Raw genomic sequence first — 21,166 nt, forward strand, 5'->3', positions numbered from 1 at the left:
AATCAAGCTATCTGATTGTCAAGACATCTGGGCACCAACCGAGGAAGACGCATGACCGAAGCACTCATCATCGGCGCCGGAGTCGCCGGGCCGGTGCTGGCCATCGCACTGCAACGGGTGGGCATCGACGCCCACATCTACGAACGCTCCACCTCCGGCGCCGACCTGCGCGGGGCCTGGCTGAACTTCCAGGCCAATGGCATGGACGCGCTGCGTGCCGTCGATGCGGCCGGCCCACTCGCGAAGCTGGGCTACCCGAACGACACCATCAGCTTCCTCACCGGCGCCGGCAAGCAACTGGGCCGCATCCCGATGGCCGCCCAGCGCCCGGACGGGCAGCTGTCGGTCATGATGCGCCGCGCCGACCTGTACCGCGAACTCAACACGCTGGCCGCGGCACGTGGCGCTCGCTACAGCTACGGCAAGGAGTTCGTCTCCGCGACAACGGTTTCCGACGGCCGCGTCGAGGCTCGATTCGCCGACGGCAGCAGCGCAACCGGTGATCTGCTCATCGGCTGCGACGGCATCCACTCCACGGTTCGCCGCACCATCGATCCGGCGGCACGCGCACCGCGCTACGTGCCGGTGCTCAATGTCGGCGGCTACATCCCCGGCTTCACCGTCGACGTCCCGCCACGGGAATTCCGGATGCAGTTCGGCACGCGCTGCTTCTTCGGCTGGTTTCCCACCCCGGACGGCGGCACCGTCTGGTTCGCCAATCCGCCGATGGCCCGCGAGCCGGAACGCGGCGCACTGTCCGACATGACCGACGCCGACTGGCGAAACTGGCTGCACCAGTTGATGTCCGGCGATGTCGGGCCGGCGCACGACATCATCGACGCCGCGCCCGGCCCGATGGTCGGATGGGCCACGTACGACCTGCCGGTGGTGAAACGTTGGCACAACCACCGCGACCAGATCATCATCGGCGATGCCGCCCACGCCACCGCGCCATCGGCCGGGCAGGGCGCGTCGATGTCCGTCGAGGACGCCGTGATTCTCGCGCAGTGCCTGCGTGATTGCCCTGATATTCCTACGGCATTCACGACGTTCGAGTCGCTGCGCCGGCGCCGGGTCGAGAAGATCGTCCGTCACGGGCACCGCTCGGCCAACAGCAAGGCCGCGGGCCCGGTGGGGCGGTTCTTACGCGACCTGATCCTGCCGGTGATGTTCCGGCAGGCGGCGAAAGACGGTGGCCGCTCGATGATGTGGCTTCAGGGCCACCACATCGATTTCGACAGGACCATCGCGCGAGCACCCGCCTAGACGGGCAGCCGCACCACGAAACCGGACTCCAGCGCCACCCACAGCGCGCCATCACGGTCGACGGCCAACCCGTGCGGCTCGCTGCCGGGCGGCAGGTCGAACGTGGCGACCTCGCCGTCGGCGCTGACCCGCGCGATCGCGTCGGCGCCCCACAGGCTCGCCCACACCCCGTCAGAGACATCGGCGACCACCGCGTGCGGCTTGCCCGGCAGATCCAGCTCCTGGATGGCGTCGTTCAGCGGGATGCGGCCCAGCTTGTCCGCTCCGATTGCGGTGAACCACACCGCATCATCGTGGGTCGCGCAGATGCCGACGGGCCCTGCCGAGGGTGTCGGCGTGGGCCGCGTCGAGAGCTTGCCGGCGACCGTCACTCGGCCGATCGCGGATTTCTGATTCAGCGTGAACCACAGCGCGCCGTCACCACCTGCGGTGATCATCGACGGCATCCCGCCGGGCGCGGCTACCACCTCGACCGTGCCGTCGGCGTCCACGCGGCCGACGGTCCCCGCGTCCATCGCGGTGAACCACACCGCATCGTCGGGCCCGACGGTGATGCCGAACGGTGCACTGCCCGTGTCCAATTCGACGAACGACAGAGCTCCGTCACCGGTGATCCGGCCCAGCCGGTCCGTGCCCGAGCACGTGAACCACACGGCTCCGTCGGGTCCCGCGCAGATCTGCATCGGCCGGCTGTCGGTACCGACGTCGAACCGCCGCACCTCGCCCCGGGCATCGATCCGGGCCACCGCACCCGCTGACACCAACGTCACCCACATCGCGCCATCCGGGCCGGCCGCCAGCGCGTACGGTCCGCCATCGACCGCAACAGTCAGTGCGCTCACGCCAGCGTGACCAGCCCGAGCTCGTTGTCGGCGGCCAGTAATGCGTTGTGCGGCAACACTCGAACGGTGTATCCGACGGGCCCCGCCACCGGCAGCGGGATGGTCGCCGAGAACACCTCGACGCCGCCCTCACCAGAACCCGTGTGCGCCATCGGCACGGTCACCGGCTCCACCAACTGGTCACCGGCGTCGACACGACCCAGAACCGCTTGCACCACAACCTCATCGGTGCGCAACCCGGCCAACTGGACGGTGGCGGTCAACGACAACTCGGAACCCAGCAGAGGCGTATCCGGCAGACCGTAGCTGTCCACCTCGGTGATCTGAATCTTCGGCCAGGCCTCGGTCACCCGCTGGCGATAGGCCGCCAGCGAGCGGGCCGCGCCGAACGGCACACCGTCGATCGGCTCTACGGTTCGCCGGAACGACTGTGCCGCAGGGCCGTAGTACTTCTCGGTGTAGTCGCGCACCATGCGCGACGCCAGCACCTTCGGTCCCAGCGACTGCAGCGTGTGCCGCACCATCTCGACCCACCGCGTCGGGACGCCGTGCTCATTGCGCTCGTAGAACTTCGGCGCCACCGAGTTCTGCATCAGGTCGTACAGCGCCGCGGCCTCCAGGTCGTCGCGACGAGCCTCATCGGTGACGCCGTCGGCAGTCGGGATTTCCCAACCGTTTTCGCCGTCATACCACTCATCCCACCAGCCGTCACGAATCGACAGGTTCAGCCCGCCGTTGAGCGCACTCTTCATGCCCGACGTGCCACACGCCTCCAACGGACGCAGCGGGTTGTTGAGCCACACATCACAACCCCAGTACAGCAGCCGTGCCATCGACATGTCGTAGTCGGGCAGGAAGGCGATCCGGTGCCGCACCTCGGGCCGGTCCGCGAACTTCACCACCTGCTGGATCAGCGCCTTGCCGCCGTCGTCGGCCGGATGCGACTTACCGGCGACGATCAACTGCACCGGCCGCTGCTCATCGAGCAGCAGCAGTTCCAGCCGCTCCGGATCACGCAACATCAACGTCAGCCGCTTGTAGGTCGGCACCCGGCGGGCGAAGCCGATGGTCAGGACCGAAGGATCGAAAGCCTTTGCGATCCAGCCCAGTTCGGCCTCGGTGGCACCGCGTTCGAGCCATGACCGCCGCAGCCGGGCCCGCACATCGGCGATGAGCAACTCGCGCAACTGGGACCGGATCCACCACAGGTGACCGGGATCGACGTCGTGCAACCGCTGCCACAGCTGGGGCTCCCCGGCGGCCTGGTCGACGGCCGTCATGCCCTCTACGCCGACCAACTCGCGGCCCAGCTCGAGCCATTGCGGCGCGGCCCAGGTGGGCGCGTGCACGCCGTTGGTGATGGAGCCGATCGGTACCTCGGCCTGGTCAAAGCCGGGCCACAGTTCGTTGAACATGCCGCGGCTGACCCGGCCGTGCAGCAGCGAGACCCCGTTGGCCCGCTGGGCGAGCCGTAAGCCCATGTGCGCCATGTTGAATTTGTCCGGGTCGTCCTCGGCGCCGAACGCGACCACCCGGTACAACGGCACCTCGGGCAGCAGCGGCGAAGCGACGGTGTCGTCGAAATAGCGTCGGACCATCTCCACCGGGAACCGGTCGATACCGGCCGGCACCGGGGTGTGCGTGGTGAACACCGTCGACGACCGGACCACCGCCAGCGCGGTCTCGAAATCCAGCCCCGACCCGCTGATGTATTCCCGAATGCGTTCCACGCCAAGGAAACCCGCGTGGCCTTCGTTCATGTGGTAGACCTCGGGCGCCTCGATGCCCTCGATCTCGGTGAACGCCCGGATCGCGCGGATGCCGCCGATGCCGGCGAGCAGCTCCTGCTTGATCCGGTGTTCCTGGTCGCCGCCGTACAGGCGGTCGGTCACCGAACGGAGCTCGTGCTCGTTCTCCGGGATGTCGGAATCGAGCAGCAGCAACGGAACTCGCCCGACCTGCGCGACCCACACGCGGGCCCGCAGCACCTGTGATTCCGGCAGGTTCAGCGACACCAGCACCGGCTGGCCGTCGGCCCCGGTCAGCAGCCGCAGCGGCAGGCCCTGCGGATCGAACGACGGGTAGTTCTCGTTCTGCCAGCCGTCGGCCGTCAGTGACTGCTTGAAGTAACCGGACCGGTAGTACAGCCCCACCGCGATCAGCGGCAGGCCGAGATCCGACGCCGACTTGAGGTGGTCGCCGGCGAGGATGCCCAGACCGCCCGAGTAGTTCGGCAGCACCTCGGCCACGCCGAACTCCATGGAGAAGTACGCGATGCCCTTCGGCATCGCGGGGCCGCCGTCCTCAGCGAGGTCGGCCTGCTCCTGGTACCACAGCGGCCGGGTCAGATAGCTGTCCAGATCCGCGGCCCGGTGGTTCACCCGGCCGACGAAGTCGTCGTCTGCCGCCAGTTCGTCCAGACGCGCGGGACTGACCGCCCCCAGCAACGCCACCGGGTCGGCGCCGACCTGTTCCCACAGCACCGGATCGATCTCCGCGAACAGCTCCTGAGTCGGCGTGTGCCAGGACCAGCGCAGGTTGATGGACAGGCGCTCCAGGGCGGCGAGACGTTCGGGCAGGTGGGCACGGACGGTGAACCGGCGAAGGGCTTTCACACGAGCCAACCTTACTGACATTTTTTCCACGTGCAGGGTCAGTTCGGTGACAGCCCAACTGCCCATCCAACTGGTCACTGCCCTTCAAGTGTCACGGACTACTACGGTGGGTATGGGTAATCCCGTAGTCCCGGGTAAGGAGTGATTTGGTGGCCGGTCGGATCGAGATCGACGACGTCGCACCAGTGGTGTCCGCAGGCCGATACCCCGCCAAGGCCGTGGTCGGCGAAGTGGTTCCGATCAGCGCGACCGTGTGGCGCGAAGGCCACGACGCTGTCGCCGCAACGCTGGTGGTGCGCTACCACGGCCCCCTCTACCCGCAGCTCGCCGAGACCCCGCCGGGTGCGACGCCGACGCCCGCCCCGCCGCGGGCCAAGGTCAAGCCGACCCGGCTGCCCATGGCCCCGGGCTTCACGCCCGACGTCTTCCACGGTCAGTTCACGCCGGACAGCGTCGGGCTGTGGACGTACCGCGTCGACGGCTGGGGCGACCCCATCGCGACCTGGCGGCACGCCATCACCGCCAAACTCGACGCCGGCCAGAGCGAGGCCGAGCTGTCGAACGACCTGTTGGTCGGCGCGGGCCTGCTGGAGCGCGCCGCCACGGCCGTCCCCCAGGACGACCGCGCCCCGCTGCTCGCCGCCGCGCGGCGGCTCCGGGAACCGGGCGACCCGTACATCCGTGCCGGCGCGGCGCTGGCGCCGGACGTGACAGACCTGCTGCGCAAGTACCCGTTGCGCGAATTGGTCACGCGCGGAGAGCAATACGGCATCTGGGTCGACAGGCCCCGGGCCCGGTTCAGCGCCTGGTACGAGCTCTTCCCCCGGTCCACCGGCGGCTGGGATGCCGACGGCAGGCCGGTGCACGGCACGTTCTCCACAACCGCGAAGGCCATCCCGCGCGTTGCCGCAATGGGTTTCGACGTCCTGTACCTGCCCCCGGTCCACCCGATCGGCAAGGTGCACCGCAAGGGCCCGAACAACAACGTGACCGCCGCGCCCGGCGACGTCGGCTCCCCGTGGGCCATCGGCAGTGACGAGGGCGGGCACGACGCGGTGCACCCGGACCTTGGCACCATCGACGAGTTCGACGACATGGTCGCCGCGGCCCGCGAAAACGGGCTCGAGGTGGCGCTCGACCTGGCGCTGCAATGCGCGCCGGATCACCCGTGGGCCAAGGACCATCCCGAGTGGTTCACCGTGTTGCCCGACGGCACCATCGCGTACGCCGAGAATCCGCCGAAGAAGTACCAGGACATCTATCCGCTGAACTTCGACAACGACCCGGCGGGCCTCTATGACGAGGTGCTGCGCGTCGTCAAGTTCTGGATGTCGCACGGCGTCAAGATCTTCCGGGTCGACAACCCGCACACCAAGCCCGCGAACTTCTGGGCCTGGCTCATCGGCCAGGCCAAGAACATCGATCCGGACGTACTGTTCCTGTCGGAGGCATTCACCCGCCCGGCGCGGCTCTACGGACTCGCGAAACTGGGCTTCACGCAGTCGTATACGTACTTCACATGGCGCACCGCCAAGTGGGAGATCACCGAGTTCGGCCAGGAGATCGCCAAGTACGCCGACTTCTACCGGCCCAACCTGTTCGTCAACACCCCCGACATCCTGCATGCCAGCCTGCAGCATGGCGGCCCGGGGATGTTCGCGATCCGCGCGGTGCTGGCGGCCACGCTGAGTTCGTCGTGGGGCGTCTACTCCGGCTACGAACTGTTCGAGCACCAGGCCGTGCGCGAGGGCAGCGAGGAGTACCTGGACTCCGAGAAGTACCAGCTGCGGCCACGGGACTTCGAGGCGGCGCTCGCCGGCGGTCGGTCCCTGGAGCCGCTGCTGACGCGGCTCAACGAGATTCGGCGCGTGCATCCGGCACTGAGCCAATTACGGACCATCAAGTTCCATCACGTCGACAACGATGCGTTGTTGGCATACAGCAAGTTCGACCCCGTTACCGGCGACACCGTCCTCGTTGTGCTGACGCTGAACCCATTCGGCCCGGAGCAGGCAACGCTCTGGCTGGACATGGGTGCCCTCGGCATGGAGGACCACGACCGGTTCTGGGTACGAGACGAGATCACCGGTGAGGAATATCAATGGGGCGCAGCAAATTACGTGCGACTAGACCCGAGCAAAGCGGTAGCGCACATACTGAACATGCCGCAAATCCCGTACGACAAGCGGCTGACTCTCCTGCGGAGACAACCGTGACGAGCCAGCTCCGACCACCCGCCGCCGACGTGGCCCGGCTGCTGGCCGGCGAGCACCACGATCCGCATTCCATCCTGGGCGCGCACGAGTACGGCAAGAGCACGGTCATCCGGGCGCTGCGGCCGCACGCTCTCGGGGTCACGGCGCTGATCGGCAAGAAGCGGTACCCGATGGAAGCCATCGAGGGCGGCCTGTTCGCGGTCGAAGTGCCGTTCGACAACCTGGCCGACTACCGGTTCGAGGTCGAGTACTCCGGCGACGTCGTGCACACGACGGCCGACCCGTACCGCTTCCTGCCGACGCTCGGCGACATGGACCTGCACCTGCTGGCCGAGGGCCGGCACGAGCGGCTGTGGGAAATCCTTGGCGCACAGCCTCGTTCGTTCAAGACACCCGACGGCGTGGTGGAGGGCTTCTCGTTCGCGGTGTGGGCGCCGAACGCCAAGGGCGTCAACCTGATCGGCGACTTCAATCATTGGGACGGCAGCGAGGCCCCGATGCGGGCACTCGGCTCCTCCGGGGTGTGGGAACTGTTCTGGCCCGGATTCGAAGTCGGCAGCCTCTACAAGTTCCGGATCCACGGCGGCAACGGCGCCGTCAGTGATCGCGCCGACCCGATGGCCTTCAGCACCGAGGTGCCGCCGCTCACCGCATCGAAAACCTTTGTCAGCTCCCATGTCTGGCAGGACGACGCCTGGATGGCCGCCCGGGCCGAGCTCAATCCGATCTTCGAGCCCATGAGCACCTACGAGGTGCACCTGATGTCCTGGCGGCCGGGGCTGAGCTACCGCGAACTGGCCGTCGAGCTCACCGAATACGTGGTGGCGCAGGGCTTCACACACGTCGAGCTGCTCCCCGTGGCCGAGCACCCGTTCGGCGGGTCCTGGGGATATCAGGTGACGTCGTACTACGCGCCGACGTCACGGCTCGGCACTCCCGACGACTTCCGCTATCTGGTCGACACGCTGCACCAGGCCGGCATCGGCGTCATCGTCGACTGGGTGCCGGCGCACTTCCCCAAGGACTCGTGGGCGCTGGGCCGTTTCGACGGCACGCCGCTGTACGAACACGCCGACCCCCGCCGTGGCGAGCAACTCGACTGGGGCACCTACGTTTTCGACTTCGGCCGCAACGAAGTCCGCAACTTCCTGGTCGCCAACGCGCTGTACTGGCTCGAGGAGTTCCACGTCGACGGTCTCCGCGTCGACGCCGTCGCCTCCATGCTGTACCTGGACTACTCGCGCCCCGAAGGTGGTTGGACTCCCAACATCTACGGCGGCCGGGAGAACCTGGAGGCGGTGCAGTTCCTGCAGGAGATGAACGCCACCGTCCACAAGCTGGTTCCCGGCATCGTCACCATCGCCGAGGAATCCACCTCGTGGCCCGGCGTCACCCGCCCGACAAACCTTGGCGGCCTTGGCTTCTCGATGAAGTGGAACATGGGGTGGATGAACGACACCCTGGACTACATCAGCCACGACCCGGTGCACCGCAGCTACCACCACCACGAGATGACGTTCTCGATGCTGTACGCCTACAGCGAGCACTACGTCCTACCGGTCAGCCACGACGAAGTCGTGCACGGCAAGGGCACACTGTGGACCCGGATGCCCGGCGGCGACCACGCCAAGGCGGCCGGCCTCCGTCAGCTGCTGGCCTACCAGTGGGCGCACCCGGGCAAGCAATTGCTGTTCATGGGACAGGAATTCGGCCAGCGCGCCGAATGGTCCGAGGAACGCGGGCTCGACTGGTTCCAGCTCGGCGAGCACAGCTTCTCCACCGGCGTGCAGCAGCTGGTGCGGGACATCAACGGCATCTACCGGGACAACCGCGCGCTGTGGTCCCGCGACAGCAGCCCCGAGGGCTACTCCTGGATCGATGCCAACGACTCCAACAGCAACGTGCTGAGCTTCCTGCGGTTCGGTGACGACGGGTCGGCGATCGCCTGCGTCTTCAACTTCTCCGGCAGCGAGCACTCGCAGTACCGGCTGGGCCTGCCGCACGCCGGGACGTGGCAGGAGCTGCTGAACACCGACGCGACCGTCTATCACGGCGCCGGCGCGGGCAACATGGGCGCGGTCGAGGCCACCGACGAACCTTGGCACGGCCGTCCCGCCTCCGCCGTCCTGGTCCTCCCGCCACTGTCGGCGCTCTGGCTCAAACCTGCCTGAGTTCCCTCCGTGAGGAGACGTAAAACTGTCGATTTGTGGGTGAAATCGACAGTTTTACGTCTGCTCGCGAGACTAGGTGCGCAGCCCGTCAAGCAGGCGACGCACCGCGGCACCGATGTCGCGGCGCGCGCGAACGGGATCAGGCGCGCCCGCGATCGCGGCCACGGCCTGGTTGCTGAGTCCCATCAGCAGCAGGGCCAGCGGTGAAATCGGCTGCGGCGCAAGCACACCCTGTTCCAGCAGGCTGACGAGACCGGCCTCGATATTGGCCAGGGTGTACCGCGCGTTGCGCTCCTGCCACTTCTGCCAGCCGAGCACCGCGGGCGCGTCGACCACGCGGATGCGCTGCAGCGGCGCATCGACCGCGGTGTCCAGCACGGCATCCCAGCCGGCGAGGAACACCGACCACGCGTCCTCGCCGCGGTCGGCCGCCGCCGCGGCAGCGGCCCGAACCCGCCCGCTCACCACCTGATCGGCACGGTCGAAGACCTCTTCGAAGAGCGCTTCCTTGTCCGCGAAATGGTGATAGAGCGAGCCACGGGTGACGCCGCTACGGCGGACGATCTCCTCGGTACCGGTCTGGTGGTAGCCCTGTTCGCCGAACAACTCGGTCGCGACTGCGACGAGCCGCTCCCGCGAATCCCCCTTGACGGTGACCATACAGGTTGTATGGTAGCAGCATACAACCTGTATGGAGGTCGCGATGACGACACTCGACACCCAAGTCCCGACCAGCCTCGGAGATCTGCACGTACATCGCACCGGGACAGGGCCTGCCGCCGTCTTGTGGCACAGCCTCTGGGTGGACTCACGCAGCTGGGGTCCGCTCGTCGACACCCTCGCCGCCCAGCGACAGGTGGTGACCATCGACGGACCCGGATACGGCACGAGCAGCCCCATCCGCCGGGATTTCACCCTCGACGAATGTGCAAGTGCCGCAGGCGAAGTGATCGACGCACTCGGTTTCGATACCGTCGACTGGATCGGCAACGCCTGGGGCGGACACGTCGGCATCACGCTGGCCGCGACCCAACCGCACCGGCTGCGCAGCCTGACCACCATCGCCGCCCCGCTGCGGCCCGTCAGCCGACGTCAGCGCTGGACCCAGACGTACCCGCTCGCCGTCGCCTACCGGCTGCTCGGACCCGATCCCCTGCTGACCAGGATTCTGTTCGACGTGCTTCTCGGTGGCGCCGACACCACGCGCACCGATCAGGCGGCCGAGCTCGAAGCCGCGTTCCGCGCAATGGACCGCGAATCAGTAAGGCGCACAATCCAATACATGCACAGCTGGCATGCGCTGACCGAGCAGATCACCGCCGTCACCGTCCCGACGCTGCTGATGACCGGCGATCTCGGCGACCAGCACTGGAGCCCCGCCCACGCCCGCGCCACGGCCGCCACCATGCCCGACGCACGCGTCGTCGCACTCACCGGCGCCGGACACGTCGGCCCGCTGTTGGTCGACACCGACCTGATCGCTCAAGCCGTCACCGACTTCTGGGCCTCTGTGCCGGCTCAGTGATGCCTAGTAGAGCGCGTTGGCGAGATTGCGCCGGCCCGCGATGACCTCGGGGTCGGCCGGGTCGAACAGGTCGAACAACTCGATGAGCCGGGTCCGCACGCGGGTGCGGTCGTCGCCCGAGGTCTTCTTGATGAGTGCGATGAGCCGATTGAACGCGCCGTCGACGTCACGCTGGAAGAGCTGCACGTCGGCGGCGGCGAAAGCCAGGTCGATGTCGTCGGGCGAGGCATCGGCGAGACGCACGGCCTCCGGCCGCTGCGCGGACGCACGCTGCAGGAAGGCGATCTGCTGCACGGCGCCCTTGGCCTCGACGTGGTTCGGGTCGGCATCGAGGATCGCCTGGTACGCAGCCAGGGCGCCGTCGAAATCGCCGCTGTCGAGGAACTCGCGGGCCTGTGCGAGTGCGGGGTCGACCTGCTCGTCCTCGCCCTCGCCGCCGCCACCGAGCTTGCCGGCCGTCGCCTGCAGCAGCGAGTCCACCCAGCGCCGCAGCTGGTCGGCCGGCTGGCCACCCTCGAAGCTCGTGATCGGCTGGCCGCCGGCGAGCGCGACGACCGTCGGGACGCCCTGGATGCCGAACATCTGGGCAATGCGCGGAGAGGTGTCGACGTTCACGGTGCCGAACGACCACTTGCCGCCATCCTCGGCGGCCAGCGCGGACAGGGTCTGCCCCAGCTGGACGCTCGAGTCGCTGCGCGGCGACCACAGCAGCACGACGACCGGTACCTCACCGGAGCGGATCAGCACCTCGGCTTCGAGATTGGCCTCGGTGATCTCGATACCACCGGGTGCGCCACCGGCACCGGCAGCACCTTCAGCGGGACGGTTTTTGAGCGCGGAGAGGTCCACCGCGCCAGCCAGCGCGGGACCGATAGGACGCGGACGAGTCACGCTCTCCAGTTTGTCACGCGACGGCCGACGTCTCCGGTTCGGCCTCTGCGGCAGCGGCACCGACTGCCAACGCCCCGTTGCGCTCGGCCCAGCGCAGGAAGACCACACTGGCCAGCGGCACGATGCTGGACACCGCCGCAGCCACCCACGTCACGAGCGACCAGCGCGCGGCCCAGCCGACCACCAGCCCGGTGGCCACGAACGCCAGGAACACCACGCCGTGGACCATGCCGAAGATCTGCACGCCGATCTCGGTGCGTGGCGTACCGAGGTACTTGAAGTACATGCCGGTCAGCAGCCCGACCCAGCTGACGGCCTCGGCCAGAGCGATCAAACGAAACCAGCCCGCCACCCGGGGCACAACAGCGTTCATGGCGCCATTGTGCCCGAGTGACGGGCTGACTACTACGAGGCGTAGTTCACACCTCGCGGGAAACTACGGACGACGCAGGATCAGGGCGTCACCCTGGCCACCGGCGCCGCACAGCGCGGCGACGGCGTAGCCCGAACCCTTGCGGGCCAGCTCCAGCGCCGCGTGCAGCGTGATACGGGCACCGGACATGCCGATCGGGTGACCGATGGCGATGGCGCCACCGTTGACGTTGACCTTGGCGCCGTCGACGCCCAGCTCCTTGGTCGAGGCCAGCGACACCGCCGCGAAGGCCTCGTTGATCTCGATGACGTCGAGCTGGTCGACGGTGATGCCCTCGCGCTCGACGGCCTTCTTGATGGCGTTGGCCGGCTGGCTCTGCAGCGTCGAGTCCGGGCCGGCGACGACGCCGTGCGCGCCGATCTCACACAGCCAGGTCAGGCCGAGCGACTCGGCCTTCTCCTTGCTCATGACCACGACGGCGCAGGCGCCGTCGGAGATCTGCGACGACGAGCCCGCGGTGATGGTGCCGTCCTTGCGGAACGCCGGCTTCAGGCCACCGAGCGACTCGGCGGTGGTGTTGCCGCGGATGCCCTCGTCCTCGGCGAACTCGATCGGGTCGCCCTTGCGCTGCGGAATCGACACCGGAACCACCTCGTCGGCAAAGACGCCGTCCTTCCACGCGGCCGCGGCCTTCTGGTGCGACTGCGCGGCGAACTCGTCCTGCTCGGCACGGGTGAACTTGTCCTGATCGTTGCGCTGCTCGGTCAGGGCGCCCATCGGCTGGTCGGTGAACACGTCGTGCAGGCCGTCGTACGCCAGGTGATCCAGCGCGGTGACGTTGCCGTACTTGTAGCCCTCACGGCTCTTCGGCAGCAGGTGCGGGGCCTGGCTCATGGACTCCTGGCCACCGGCCACCACGACCTCGAACTCCCCGGCGCGAATCAGCTGGTCAGCGAGCGCGATCGCATCGATGCCCGACAGGCACATCTTGTTGATGGACAGCGACGGCACGTCCCACGGGATGCCGCCGCCGACGGCCGCCTGGCGGGCCGGCATCTGCCCGGCACCGGCGGTCAGGACCTGGCCCATGATCACGTAATCGACCAGCGAGGCGTCGACGCCGGCCTTCTCGAGCGCGCCCTTGATCGCGATGGCACCCAGGTCGCTACCCGAGAAGTCCTTCAGCGAACCCATCAGTTTGCCAACTGGAGTGCGGGCTCCAGCAACAATTACCGAGGTCGTCATTTCCATCCTCCAACAAATCTGTAACGGCTAATGTGGCCGATCCCACAGGCGCAAATTCGGTCGTATCAGGTTACCTTTACGTTATGACCACCGAACACGTCGATGCCCGTCCGGCGCTGGCCAGCGCCCTCGTGACCGCTATTGATCACGTCGGGATCGCCGTGCCGGATCTGGACGTCGCCATCCGGTGGTACCACGACCACCTCGGCATGATCGTCCTGCACGAAGAGGTCAACGAGGACCAGGGCGTCCGTGAGGCCATGCTCTCCGTCCGTGGCGCGCCCGTCGGCAGCGCACAGATTCAGCTGCTGGCCCCGCTCGACGAGAAGTCGACCATCGCCAAGTTCATCGACACCCGCGGCCCCGGCCTGCAGCAGCTGGCCTACCGGACCAGCGACATCGACGCCCTGTCCGAGCGTCTGCGCGCCGACGGCGTCCGCCTGCTGTACGAAGCCCCGCGCCGCGGCACCGCCGACTCGCGCATCAACTTCATCCACCCGAAGGATGCCGGCGGCGTGCTGATCGAACTGGTCGAGCCGGCCAAGGATGCCGAGCACTGAGCTCGAGCTAGGACCACCTTCGCGTCGGTCCCCGGTTGCCCCGGTTCGCCCAGCACGGCGTGTGCCAATGCCGGCGGTCTTCGGCGTCGTCGACCCGCAGCACGACCACATGCGCTGTGCCCGGGCGGATTTCGTGATCGCATCCCGGGCACCGATAGGTCTTGACCGCGCGGGAACCGGCGACGGCCCGCACCTCGTAGTCATACCCGTCGGGCCCGGTCTCCACCCGGCGCGACGACAGCCCGAGCAGTGGCGGCGGATCGCGCCGAGGCCGCTCCGGACGTCGCCGAGGCATCAGAACAACCGGAACTCGTCGTTGTCCATGCCGCGCATCTTGTCGTAGTCCAAAGTGACGCAACGGATTCCACGGTCCGTGGCGAGTGTGCGCGCCTGCGGCTTGATCTGCTGAGCGGCGAACACCCCGGCCACCGGCGCCAGCACGCTGTCCCGGTTGAGCAGATCCAGGTACCGCGTCAGCTGCTCGACGCCGTCGATCTCACCACGCCGTTTGATCTCCACCGCGACCGACGCACCGGTCTCGTCGCGGCACAACAGGTCGACCGGACCGATCGGCGTCGGATATTCGCGGCGCACCAACGTGTAGCCGACACCCAGCAGCTCGACATGCTCGGCGAGCAGCTCCTGCAGGTGCGCCTCCACACCGTCCTTCACCAGGCCGGGATCGACCCCGAGCTCATGGCTGGAGTCGTGCTCGATGTCCTCGACCGTGATCCGTAGCTGCTCACCGGCCTTGTTCTCGACGACCCAGACCAGAGCCGAAACGCCGTCCACCGGCGCCTCCTCGACGGTCCAGCACGGCGGCGTCATCCAGTTCAGCGGCTTGTAGGCGCGGTCGTCGGCGTGCACGCTCACCGATCCGTCCGCCTTGAACAACAGGAGGCGACGGGCCGACGGCAGATGTGCGGTCAAACGTCCGACGTAGTCAACGGTGCACTGGGCGATCACGAGACGCACCCGAACCACCTTAGGGGTATTGAATCCCGGTCCGGACCCGCCCCACGAACTAGGCTGACGGCCAATGACTGCGGACCAGACCGGGACGACGCGCCTGGCACGGATACGGGAAGCCATCACCCCGCGTAGCAGCCTGCAGGCCACACCCGAATACGGATCGTGGATTCTGGGCCGCGTTTCCGAGACCCAGCGCCGGCGACGCATCCGCATCCAACTCATCCTGACCACCTTCGTGATCGTCGCGAACATGATCGGCGTCGGCGTCTCGATCCTCATCGAGACGGTGCTGTTCCCGACCCCCAACGTCTTCCGGGCCGATGTCTGGTGGATCACCACCATCGTGGCGCCCGCGTACATCGTGTTCGCCTTCCTCGTGGGCGTGGTGTGGGCGACCAACAGGGTGATCCAGAGCGTGCGCTGGGCCATCGAAGAACGCACGCCGACGGTCGAGGACCAGCGCAACACCTTCCGCGCCCCGGGCCAGCTGACGCGCGTGCTGCTCTCCCTGTGGGGCGCCGGCGCCGTACTGCTGACGACGCTCTACGCGATGCATGACACCCAGTTCATCCCCAAACTGCTGCTGGGCGTCACGTTCCCCGGCATCGTCGTATCCACCAGCTGCAACCTGTACACCGAGTTCGCGCTGCGCCCCGTTGCCGCCGACGCCCTGCAGGCCGGCCGGCCGCCGTCGCGGCTGTCACCGGGCATCATGGGCCGGACCATGGTCGTCTGGGCGTTCGGTTCCGGCGTGCCGATGCTGGGCGTGCTGCTGGCCGCGGTGTTCGCCTTGACCCAAAGCACGCTCACGCCAACCCAATTCGCGTTCGCCGTCCTGGTGCTCGCGGTGTTCGCGTTGGTCTTCGGCGCCTTGCTGATGTGGATCGTGGCCTGGCTGACGGCCAGCCCGATCCGCATTGTGCGACAGGCACTCAGCCGAGTCGAGCAGGGCGACCTGACCACGGATCTGGTCGTCTTCGACGGCACCGAACTGGGCCAGCTGCAACGCGGATTCAACTCGATGGTGCACGGGCTCCGCGAACGCGAACGCGTACGCGACCTGTTCGGCCGGCACGTCGGACGTGAGGTCGCGGCGCTCGCCGAACAGGAGAAGCCGCAACTCGGCGGCGAAGAGCGGCACGCCGCGGTGATCTTCGTCGACGTCATCGGCTCCACCCAGCTGGTGACCAGCCGCCCGGCCGTCGAGGTCGTCGACCTCCTGAACCGCTTCTTCGCCGTCATCGTCGACGAGGTGGACCGGCACCACGGGTTCGTCAACAAGTTCGAGGGCGACGCGGTGCTGGCGGTGTTCGGCGCGCCGGTATCGCTGCAGTGCACCGAGGGTGACGCGCTCGCCGCCGCCCGGGCCATCGCGTCACGCCTGCGCGACGAAGTGCCCGAACTGCAGGCCGGCCTCGGGGTCGCGGCCGGCACCGTGGTGGCCGGCAACGTCGGGGCCAAGGAGCGGTTCGAGTACACGGTCATCGGTGAACCGGTCAACGAGGCGGCCCGCCTGTGCGAGCTCGCCAAGTCGGTACCGGGGCAGCTGGCGGCCGCCGCGGACATGCTCGACGCGGTCAGCGAATCCGAAAGAGCGCACTGGGCATTGGGCGACACCGTGACGCTGCGTGGCCTGTCCGAACCGACGCAGTTGGCGATCCTGGCCTGAAATTCACATCTGCTTCACACAGATCCGGAGGATCATGGTGAGCATGAAGCGATATCCCGTCATGGCTGCAGCTGTCGGTGCGCTCGCCGTGGCGTTCGCGCTCGCTCCGCAGGCGGCGGCCGATCCCACCCTCGACACCGGGGGCTCGGCGGCCGACGTCATCAACAACCTCCAGGCCGAGGGCTACCTCGTACAGATCAACTGGACCAACGGTTTCGACGTCAAACCGCTCAACATCTGCTGGGTCACCGACGTGAACAACCCGGGCAACTTCAAGCCGGGCGGCCCGGTGGCCGCGACCGTCTACGTCGACGTGCAGTGCCCGAACCACGAGTGGTGAATCACACCTGCGGGTAAGGCGCGAAGCGCTTGTCGTAGCCGGCCTTCCGCTCATCCAGTGCCGCTTGCCGTTGCGCCGCAGTGACATACACCGTCCCGGCCGGCAGCACGCTACCGAGATCACTGAGCGCCACCACCTGCGAACTCACCTTCGGCAGGTTGGTACCCGTGGTGTCGATGTCCTGAAAGCGGATCGAGATGGTCCCCTGGTTGAGGCCACCGGTGGACACCCAGTTCGCCACACCGGGATCGGTCGGCGACACCACGATGGTGTAGCTGCCGTCCGCATTGGCCACCGACTGCGCGATGTTCAGGCTGGTCTGCTGATCCCAGTAGTTCTTGGTGATGGTCCAGTCGTTGGTCACCGGGACCACGAAGTAGCCGGCGTCGCCGGGCTTGATGGTCAGCACCAGCGCCTGGTCGTCGGCCAGTTGGAAGTATCCCGGGCTCTGCACCTGGGTCGACAGGAACGTCGCGTTGCTCTCGGGATCGGTGAAGACGTTGGGCGGCTTCGTCTTTCCCGACGAATCCTTCGTCGCCACATCCATGTACTGCGGTTCCATCCGCAACCCGAGCGCCAGGATCACCGACGCCTCCAAACCCTGCAGGAACCGCGGCATCACCGGAAGCGGCGGGACCAGCGAGACCAGGTTGGTCAGGAACGGGTTGCCGGAGACAGCCGGGCCCAGACCGGGAATGTCGAAGCCGCCGATCTGCGCGAACAGACTGTTGCGCGGGCCGCTGACCCGTTCGATGGACAAGCTCATCGGATCCTGGGTGTTCCAGTCCGACAGGGTGTTCCGCGCGACGATCAAGGTCGTGTCGGTCGGAATCTGCAGATGGTTGGTCTGGCCCGGCTCGGCCGGACGCGAACTCACCGTCACGGTGAAGCTACCGTCCGGGTTGATCTGCATGTCCTTGGCGTTGAGTACCGCGGCCGTCTTGCCGCCGAGGCCCGTCAGCACGCTGAAGGTCGTCTCCGCCGGGCGCCCCCCCGGGCCGAACTTCCCGCTGATCACGTACGTGGACGTCGAATTGACCGCCATCATCCGGTAGATGGTGTCCGGGTTGTCGTACAGGATACGCGTGCCGGTGATCGCCTGGCCGAACCAATCATGCGGCGGCATAACCATTTCCAGCACCGTCGGCCGCATCGGGTTGAGCAGCTGGTACTCCATGGCGGCCTGCTGGGCGTATTCGTCCACCGCCTGGTTCAGCTGGTCCAGGTTCTCCTGGTCCGGTCCGCCCACTTGGGAGTACTGCTGCTTGGCGTTCAGCTGGAACGCAAACTTGATGATCGCCTTCATGATCTGCATCGGCACCGTCTTCACGATGGCGGTGGCTTTCCGCTCGGCGGCCAACTGCTGCGACGTGCCGAGCACCGTGGGCACGCTCTGCAGCGACGACGGCGCGGCCGCCAATGCCGTTGTCGCGGAGGTGGATGCCGTCTCGCGGCGGGTGACGCCGAGCAGCGCGGACAACGCGGCGTTCTGCAGTGGCGCGACGGGGTTCCCGGACGCGTTCGCCGCCCCGTTGAGGCCCACGGCCGAGAGCGCGTGCGACACCGCCGCTCTCGCCGCTGCGACGGGCGCACCCAGTGCCGCCACCGGCGCGACCGCGTGCAGGCGCGGCACAGAGCTCACGGGCGCGTCCGCCTTGGCCGTCGCGGCCACCTGCGGCTTCGTCGGCTTCTGAGCCGAGGTCACGACCGGCGTCCTGGTGACCTTTTTGGTCGCGGGTTTCGCGTCGGGCTCAGATGTCTTGCCGGTGTCGGTCGCATCCTTCGCAGCCGACGGCTTTTCCACATCCGCCTGCGCCGCGGGCCGCTTCGACGACTTCTTACCCGGATTCACGATGCCAGGACGCTTGGTGCCCTTGTCCTTCTTCGGCTTGCTCGTGTCGGTCTTGTCTCCGTCGCTCTTGGCCGGACTCTCGCTCTTGGCATGAGTGTCCGACGGCGCCCCCGCGGCGTCACTCGGAGCGGCGAAGGCGATGCCAGGGCTGCTCGCCACTGCCGCGCCGATCCCCAGGGCGACCGCCAAGGCGCCAACGCGGCCCACGAATCTGGCTGCGCCAGTTGACAACTCATCACGACTGTTGATCGACATGCAACTCCCCTGAACCCCGAGACCCCGACTAGAACGCGTTCCAGTTATAACAGGGCGGAACTCGCACGTCAGCCATTTACGAGACAAATGATTAAATATGTCTCGCCAGCCACGTTGATGTCGATTTTCCGCTAGTACTCGAGTCTGCCGCATGACATTGTCGAAGACATGTACGACGACTTCGACCGCTGCTACCGGGCAGTCCAATCCAAGGACGCGCGGTTCGACGGTTGGTTCGTCACGGCCGTCCTCACCACGGGTATCTATTGCCGCCCCAGTTGCCCTGTCCGGCCGCCGTTCGCCCGCAACGTCCGCTTCTACCCGACCGCCGCGGCAGCGCAGCGGGCCGGCTTCCGGGCCTGCAAGCGCTGTCGACCCGACGCATCACCGGGGTCACCGGAGTGGAACATCCGCACCGACGTCGTCGCCCGCGCCATGCGACTGATCACCGACGGCACCGTCGATCGCGAGGGCGTCACCGGACTGGCCGCCAGACTCGGCTACACCACTCGACAACTCGAGCGCCTGCTCCAGGCCGAGGTCGGCGCGAACCCGTTGGCGCTCGCCCGCGCCCAACGGAGCCAGACCGCGCGGGTACTCATCGAGACCACGAAACTGCCCTTCGGTGACGTCGCGTTCGCCGCGGGATTCTCCAGCATCCGCCAGTTCAACGACACCATTCGCGAAGTCTGCGCACTGACGCCGACCGAACTCCGGCAACGGGCCCAAGCGCGCTTCGAACCCAACGAAACCCCCGGCACGGGAACACTTTCCGTCCGGCTACCGGTGCGGACACCCTTCGCCTACGAGGGAGTGTTCGGCCACCTGGCGGCCGGTGCGGTGCCCGGCGTCGAAGAGGTGCACGACGGCGCGTTCCGGCGCACCCTGCGGCTCCCCAACGGCACCGGCATAGTCGGGTTGTCGCCACGCGTGGACCACGTGCAGTGCACGCTGATCCTCGACGACTTCCGGGATCTGGCCACCGCCATCGCCCGCTGCCGGCGACTCCTGGACCTCGACGCCGATCCTGAGGCCGTCATCGATGTCCTCAATGCCGACCGGCACCTTGCCCCTATCGTCGCCAAGGCGCCCGGGCAGCGCATCCCCCGCACGGTCGACGAGAACGAGTTGGCACTACGGGTGGTGATCGGTCAGCAGGTGTCCATGAAGGCCGCTGCGACACACACGCGTCGGCTGGCACTGGCGTACGGCACGACGATCAACGACCCGGTGGGCACCCTGACCCATGTCTTCCCGTCCGTCACGCAACTGGCCGAGATCGATCCGAGCCACCTGGCCTTCCCCGAATCCCGCCGGCGCACTCTCGTGGCGCTGATCGATGCACTCGCGGCCGGCACCCTCGAGCTCGACGCCGGATCGGACTGGCTGCAGGCGAGAACTCAGTTGGCCGAACTGCCCGGTATCGGACCATGGACCGCCGAGGTGATCGCAATGCGGGGACTCGGCGATCCGGATGCGTTTCCGGCCAGCGACCTCGGCGTTCAGGCTGCAGCCAAACAAGCTGGGCTGCCGGACAATTCACGCCGGCTGATCGAGCACAGTGCGCACTGGCGCCCATGGCGCGCCTACGCCACCCAATACCTGTGGACCTCCCTGGATCACGCGGTCAACCAGTGGCCGCCCCTGACCGCCAACCCACCGCAATCACCACAACAGGAGCAGGCATGACCGCCACGTTGCAGACCAGGACGATGCAGAGCCCGGTCGGAACCATCACGATCGCCGGTCGCGACGGACGCATCCGGCACCTGCGGATGGACGATCAGACATATGAGCCCAGCCATGAGGGCTGGGAGCCCGATGAGTCGGCATTTCCAGAGGCCGTCGAGCAACTCACCGCGTACTTCGCCGGCGAACTCCAGGAGTTCGATCTGGAACTCGACCTCGTCGGCACGGAATTCCAGCGACGGGTCTGGGGTGCATTGTTGACCATCTCGTACGGCGAAACGCGTTCATATGGCGAAATCGCTTTACAGGTCGGATCACCGGGTGCTTCACGAGCCGTCGGATTGGCGAATGGACACAATCCCGTCGGCATCATCGTGCCCTGCCATCGCGTTATCGGGGCAAATGGCAGCCTGACCGGATATGGCGGCGGACTGGACCGTAAGAGGCTGCTGCTCGATCTGGAAAAGAGCCGATCAGGAGCAGAAGAGCCGACGCTGTTCGACTGATGAATGCCATTTCGGCGCCACGTATTGCCGCGGCGCCGAAATGCAAAAACGTCCTGAACGCAAAAATGCCTCAGCCCCCCGATTTTCATCGGGGGGCTGAGGTAATTTGTGTTCGGCGGTGTCCTACTTTTCCGCCCGTGCAGGGCAGTATCATCGGCGCTGGCAGGCTTAGCTTCCGG

General features: G+C 67.3%; 18 protein-coding genes. 9 read left to right on the forward strand and 9 right to left on the reverse strand.

Annotation, left to right across the window (positions count from 1 at the left end; translation table 11 throughout):
- The first annotated feature begins 51 nt into the window (after positions 1-51).
- A complete protein-coding gene (locus ACJH7A_RS22480; protein WP_212812479.1) occupies positions 52-1,266 on the forward strand; it encodes an NAD(P)/FAD-dependent oxidoreductase in 1,215 nt (404 codons plus the stop codon).
- Here ACJH7A_RS22480 and ACJH7A_RS22485 read toward each other — a convergent pair.
- Positions 1,263-2,108: a virginiamycin B lyase gene (locus ACJH7A_RS22485; protein WP_212812480.1), complete on the reverse strand. Its 846-nt coding sequence runs from the start codon at positions 2,106-2,108 to the stop codon at positions 1,263-1,265. The genes ACJH7A_RS22480 and ACJH7A_RS22485 overlap by 4 nt on opposite strands.
- Positions 2,105-4,723 carry an alpha-glucan family phosphorylase gene (glgP, locus tag ACJH7A_RS22490; protein WP_406802734.1) on the reverse strand — a complete coding sequence of 873 codons (2,619 nt, stop codon included), beginning with the start codon at positions 4,721-4,723 and terminating at the stop codon, positions 2,105-2,107. The genes ACJH7A_RS22485 and glgP overlap by 4 nt, the downstream gene beginning before the upstream one ends.
- Before the next feature lie 149 nt (positions 4,724-4,872).
- Here glgP and ACJH7A_RS22495 point away from each other — a divergent pair, with 149 nt between their 5' ends.
- On the forward strand, positions 4,873-6,939 hold the full coding sequence (locus ACJH7A_RS22495) for an alpha-1,4-glucan--maltose-1-phosphate maltosyltransferase (RefSeq protein ID WP_406802735.1): 2,067 nt from the start codon (positions 4,873-4,875) through the stop codon (positions 6,937-6,939).
- Positions 6,936-9,110 carry a 1,4-alpha-glucan branching protein GlgB gene (gene glgB / locus ACJH7A_RS22500; protein WP_406802736.1) on the forward strand — a complete coding sequence of 725 codons (2,175 nt, stop codon included), beginning with the start codon at positions 6,936-6,938 and terminating at the stop codon, positions 9,108-9,110. Before ACJH7A_RS22495 ends, glgB begins: the two co-directional genes overlap by 4 nt.
- Before the next feature lie 72 nt (positions 9,111-9,182).
- Here the strand turns inward: glgB and ACJH7A_RS22505 are convergent, their stop codons facing one another.
- A complete protein-coding gene (locus ACJH7A_RS22505) occupies positions 9,183-9,770 on the reverse strand; it encodes a TetR/AcrR family transcriptional regulator (RefSeq protein WP_406802737.1) in 588 nt (195 codons plus the stop codon).
- A gap of 43 nt (positions 9,771-9,813) precedes the next feature.
- Between ACJH7A_RS22505 and ACJH7A_RS22510 the strand changes: the two genes are divergently transcribed.
- On the forward strand, positions 9,814-10,635 hold the full coding sequence (locus ACJH7A_RS22510; protein WP_406802738.1) for an alpha/beta fold hydrolase: 822 nt from the start codon (positions 9,814-9,816) through the stop codon (positions 10,633-10,635).
- A 3-nt stretch (positions 10,636-10,638) separates the two neighbouring features.
- Here the strand turns inward: ACJH7A_RS22510 and ACJH7A_RS22515 are convergent, their stop codons facing one another.
- From ACJH7A_RS22515 to ACJH7A_RS22525, 3 genes are all read right to left on the reverse strand, one after another.
- Positions 10,639-11,526 carry a tetratricopeptide repeat protein gene (locus tag ACJH7A_RS22515; protein WP_212812486.1) on the reverse strand — a complete coding sequence of 296 codons (888 nt, stop codon included), beginning with the start codon at positions 11,524-11,526 and terminating at the stop codon, positions 10,639-10,641.
- A 13-nt stretch (positions 11,527-11,539) separates the two neighbouring features.
- Positions 11,540-11,899, reverse strand: coding sequence for a DUF3817 domain-containing protein (locus ACJH7A_RS22520; RefSeq protein ID WP_318987096.1), 360 nt, complete (start codon positions 11,897-11,899; stop codon positions 11,540-11,542).
- A 63-nt stretch (positions 11,900-11,962) separates the two neighbouring features.
- On the reverse strand, positions 11,963-13,144 hold the full coding sequence (locus tag ACJH7A_RS22525; protein ID WP_318987095.1) for an acetyl-CoA C-acetyltransferase: 1,182 nt from the start codon (positions 13,142-13,144) through the stop codon (positions 11,963-11,965).
- Positions 13,145-13,227: 83 nt separating this feature from the next.
- Here ACJH7A_RS22525 and mce point away from each other — a divergent pair, with 83 nt between their 5' ends.
- Positions 13,228-13,704, forward strand: coding sequence for a methylmalonyl-CoA epimerase (mce, locus tag ACJH7A_RS22530; protein WP_406802739.1), 477 nt, complete (start codon positions 13,228-13,230; stop codon positions 13,702-13,704).
- Between the two features lie 7 nt (positions 13,705-13,711).
- Here the strand turns inward: mce and ACJH7A_RS22535 are convergent, their stop codons facing one another.
- Positions 13,712-14,002: a hypothetical protein gene (locus ACJH7A_RS22535; protein WP_406802746.1), complete on the reverse strand. Its 291-nt coding sequence runs from the start codon at positions 14,000-14,002 to the stop codon at positions 13,712-13,714.
- Positions 13,999-14,679 (reverse strand): endonuclease NucS, encoded by a 681-nt coding sequence (nucS, locus tag ACJH7A_RS22540; RefSeq protein ID WP_020102410.1) that lies wholly within the window; start codon positions 14,677-14,679, stop codon positions 13,999-14,001. Before nucS ends, ACJH7A_RS22535 begins: the two co-directional genes overlap by 4 nt.
- A 64-nt stretch (positions 14,680-14,743) precedes the next feature.
- Here nucS and ACJH7A_RS22545 point away from each other — a divergent pair, with 64 nt between their 5' ends.
- Positions 14,744-16,345 (forward strand): adenylate/guanylate cyclase domain-containing protein, encoded by a 1,602-nt coding sequence (locus ACJH7A_RS22545; RefSeq protein ID WP_318987093.1) that lies wholly within the window; start codon positions 14,744-14,746, stop codon positions 16,343-16,345.
- Positions 16,346-16,388: 43 nt separating this feature from the next.
- Entirely contained in the window at positions 16,389-16,685 is a 297-nt protein-coding gene (locus ACJH7A_RS22550; protein WP_406802740.1) for a hypothetical protein, read from the forward strand.
- Between the two features lies 1 nt (position 16,686).
- Here ACJH7A_RS22550 and ACJH7A_RS22555 read toward each other — a convergent pair whose 3' ends face one another.
- On the reverse strand, positions 16,687-18,792 hold the full coding sequence (locus tag ACJH7A_RS22555) for a DUF1214 domain-containing protein (protein ID WP_406802741.1): 2,106 nt from the start codon (positions 18,790-18,792) through the stop codon (positions 16,687-16,689).
- Between the two features lie 168 nt (positions 18,793-18,960).
- On the opposite strand from ACJH7A_RS22555, the gene ACJH7A_RS22560 reads away from it, so the two are divergent.
- Entirely contained in the window at positions 18,961-20,481 is a 1,521-nt protein-coding gene (locus tag ACJH7A_RS22560; RefSeq protein WP_406802742.1) for a DNA-3-methyladenine glycosylase 2 family protein, read from the forward strand.
- Positions 20,478-20,987, forward strand: coding sequence for a methylated-DNA--[protein]-cysteine S-methyltransferase (locus ACJH7A_RS22565; RefSeq protein WP_406802743.1), 510 nt, complete (start codon positions 20,478-20,480; stop codon positions 20,985-20,987). Before ACJH7A_RS22560 ends, ACJH7A_RS22565 begins: the two co-directional genes overlap by 4 nt.
- Positions 20,988-21,166: the final 179 nt, after the last annotated feature.

The sequence above is a fragment of the Mycobacterium sp. SMC-17 genome (assembly GCF_045310915.1).
GTDB lineage: Bacteria > Actinomycetota > Actinomycetes > Mycobacteriales > Mycobacteriaceae > Mycobacterium.

Coding starts and splice junctions, on each gene's coding strand:
- ACJH7A_RS22480 (WP_212812479.1), top strand. CDS start 52: ATGACCGAAGCACTCATCATCGGCGCCGGAGTCGCCGGGCCGGTGCTG.
- ACJH7A_RS22505 (WP_406802737.1), bottom strand. CDS start 9,770: ATGGTCACCGTCAAGGGGGATTCGCGGGAGCGGCTCGTCGCAGTCGCG.
- ACJH7A_RS22560 (WP_406802742.1), top strand. CDS start 18,961: ATGTACGACGACTTCGACCGCTGCTACCGGGCAGTCCAATCCAAGGAC.
- ACJH7A_RS22520 (WP_318987096.1), bottom strand. CDS start 11,899: ATGAACGCTGTTGTGCCCCGGGTGGCGGGCTGGTTTCGTTTGATCGCT.
- ACJH7A_RS22555 (WP_406802741.1), bottom strand. CDS start 18,792: ATGTCGATCAACAGTCGTGATGAGTTGTCAACTGGCGCAGCCAGATTC.
- ACJH7A_RS22565 (WP_406802743.1), top strand. CDS start 20,478: ATGACCGCCACGTTGCAGACCAGGACGATGCAGAGCCCGGTCGGAACC.
- ACJH7A_RS22550 (WP_406802740.1), top strand. CDS start 16,389: ATGAAGCGATATCCCGTCATGGCTGCAGCTGTCGGTGCGCTCGCCGTG.
- ACJH7A_RS22545 (WP_318987093.1), top strand. CDS start 14,744: ATGACTGCGGACCAGACCGGGACGACGCGCCTGGCACGGATACGGGAA.
- mce (WP_406802739.1), top strand. CDS start 13,228: ATGACCACCGAACACGTCGATGCCCGTCCGGCGCTGGCCAGCGCCCTC.
- ACJH7A_RS22510 (WP_406802738.1), top strand. CDS start 9,814: ATGACGACACTCGACACCCAAGTCCCGACCAGCCTCGGAGATCTGCAC.
- ACJH7A_RS22525 (WP_318987095.1), bottom strand. CDS start 13,144: ATGACGACCTCGGTAATTGTTGCTGGAGCCCGCACTCCAGTTGGCAAA.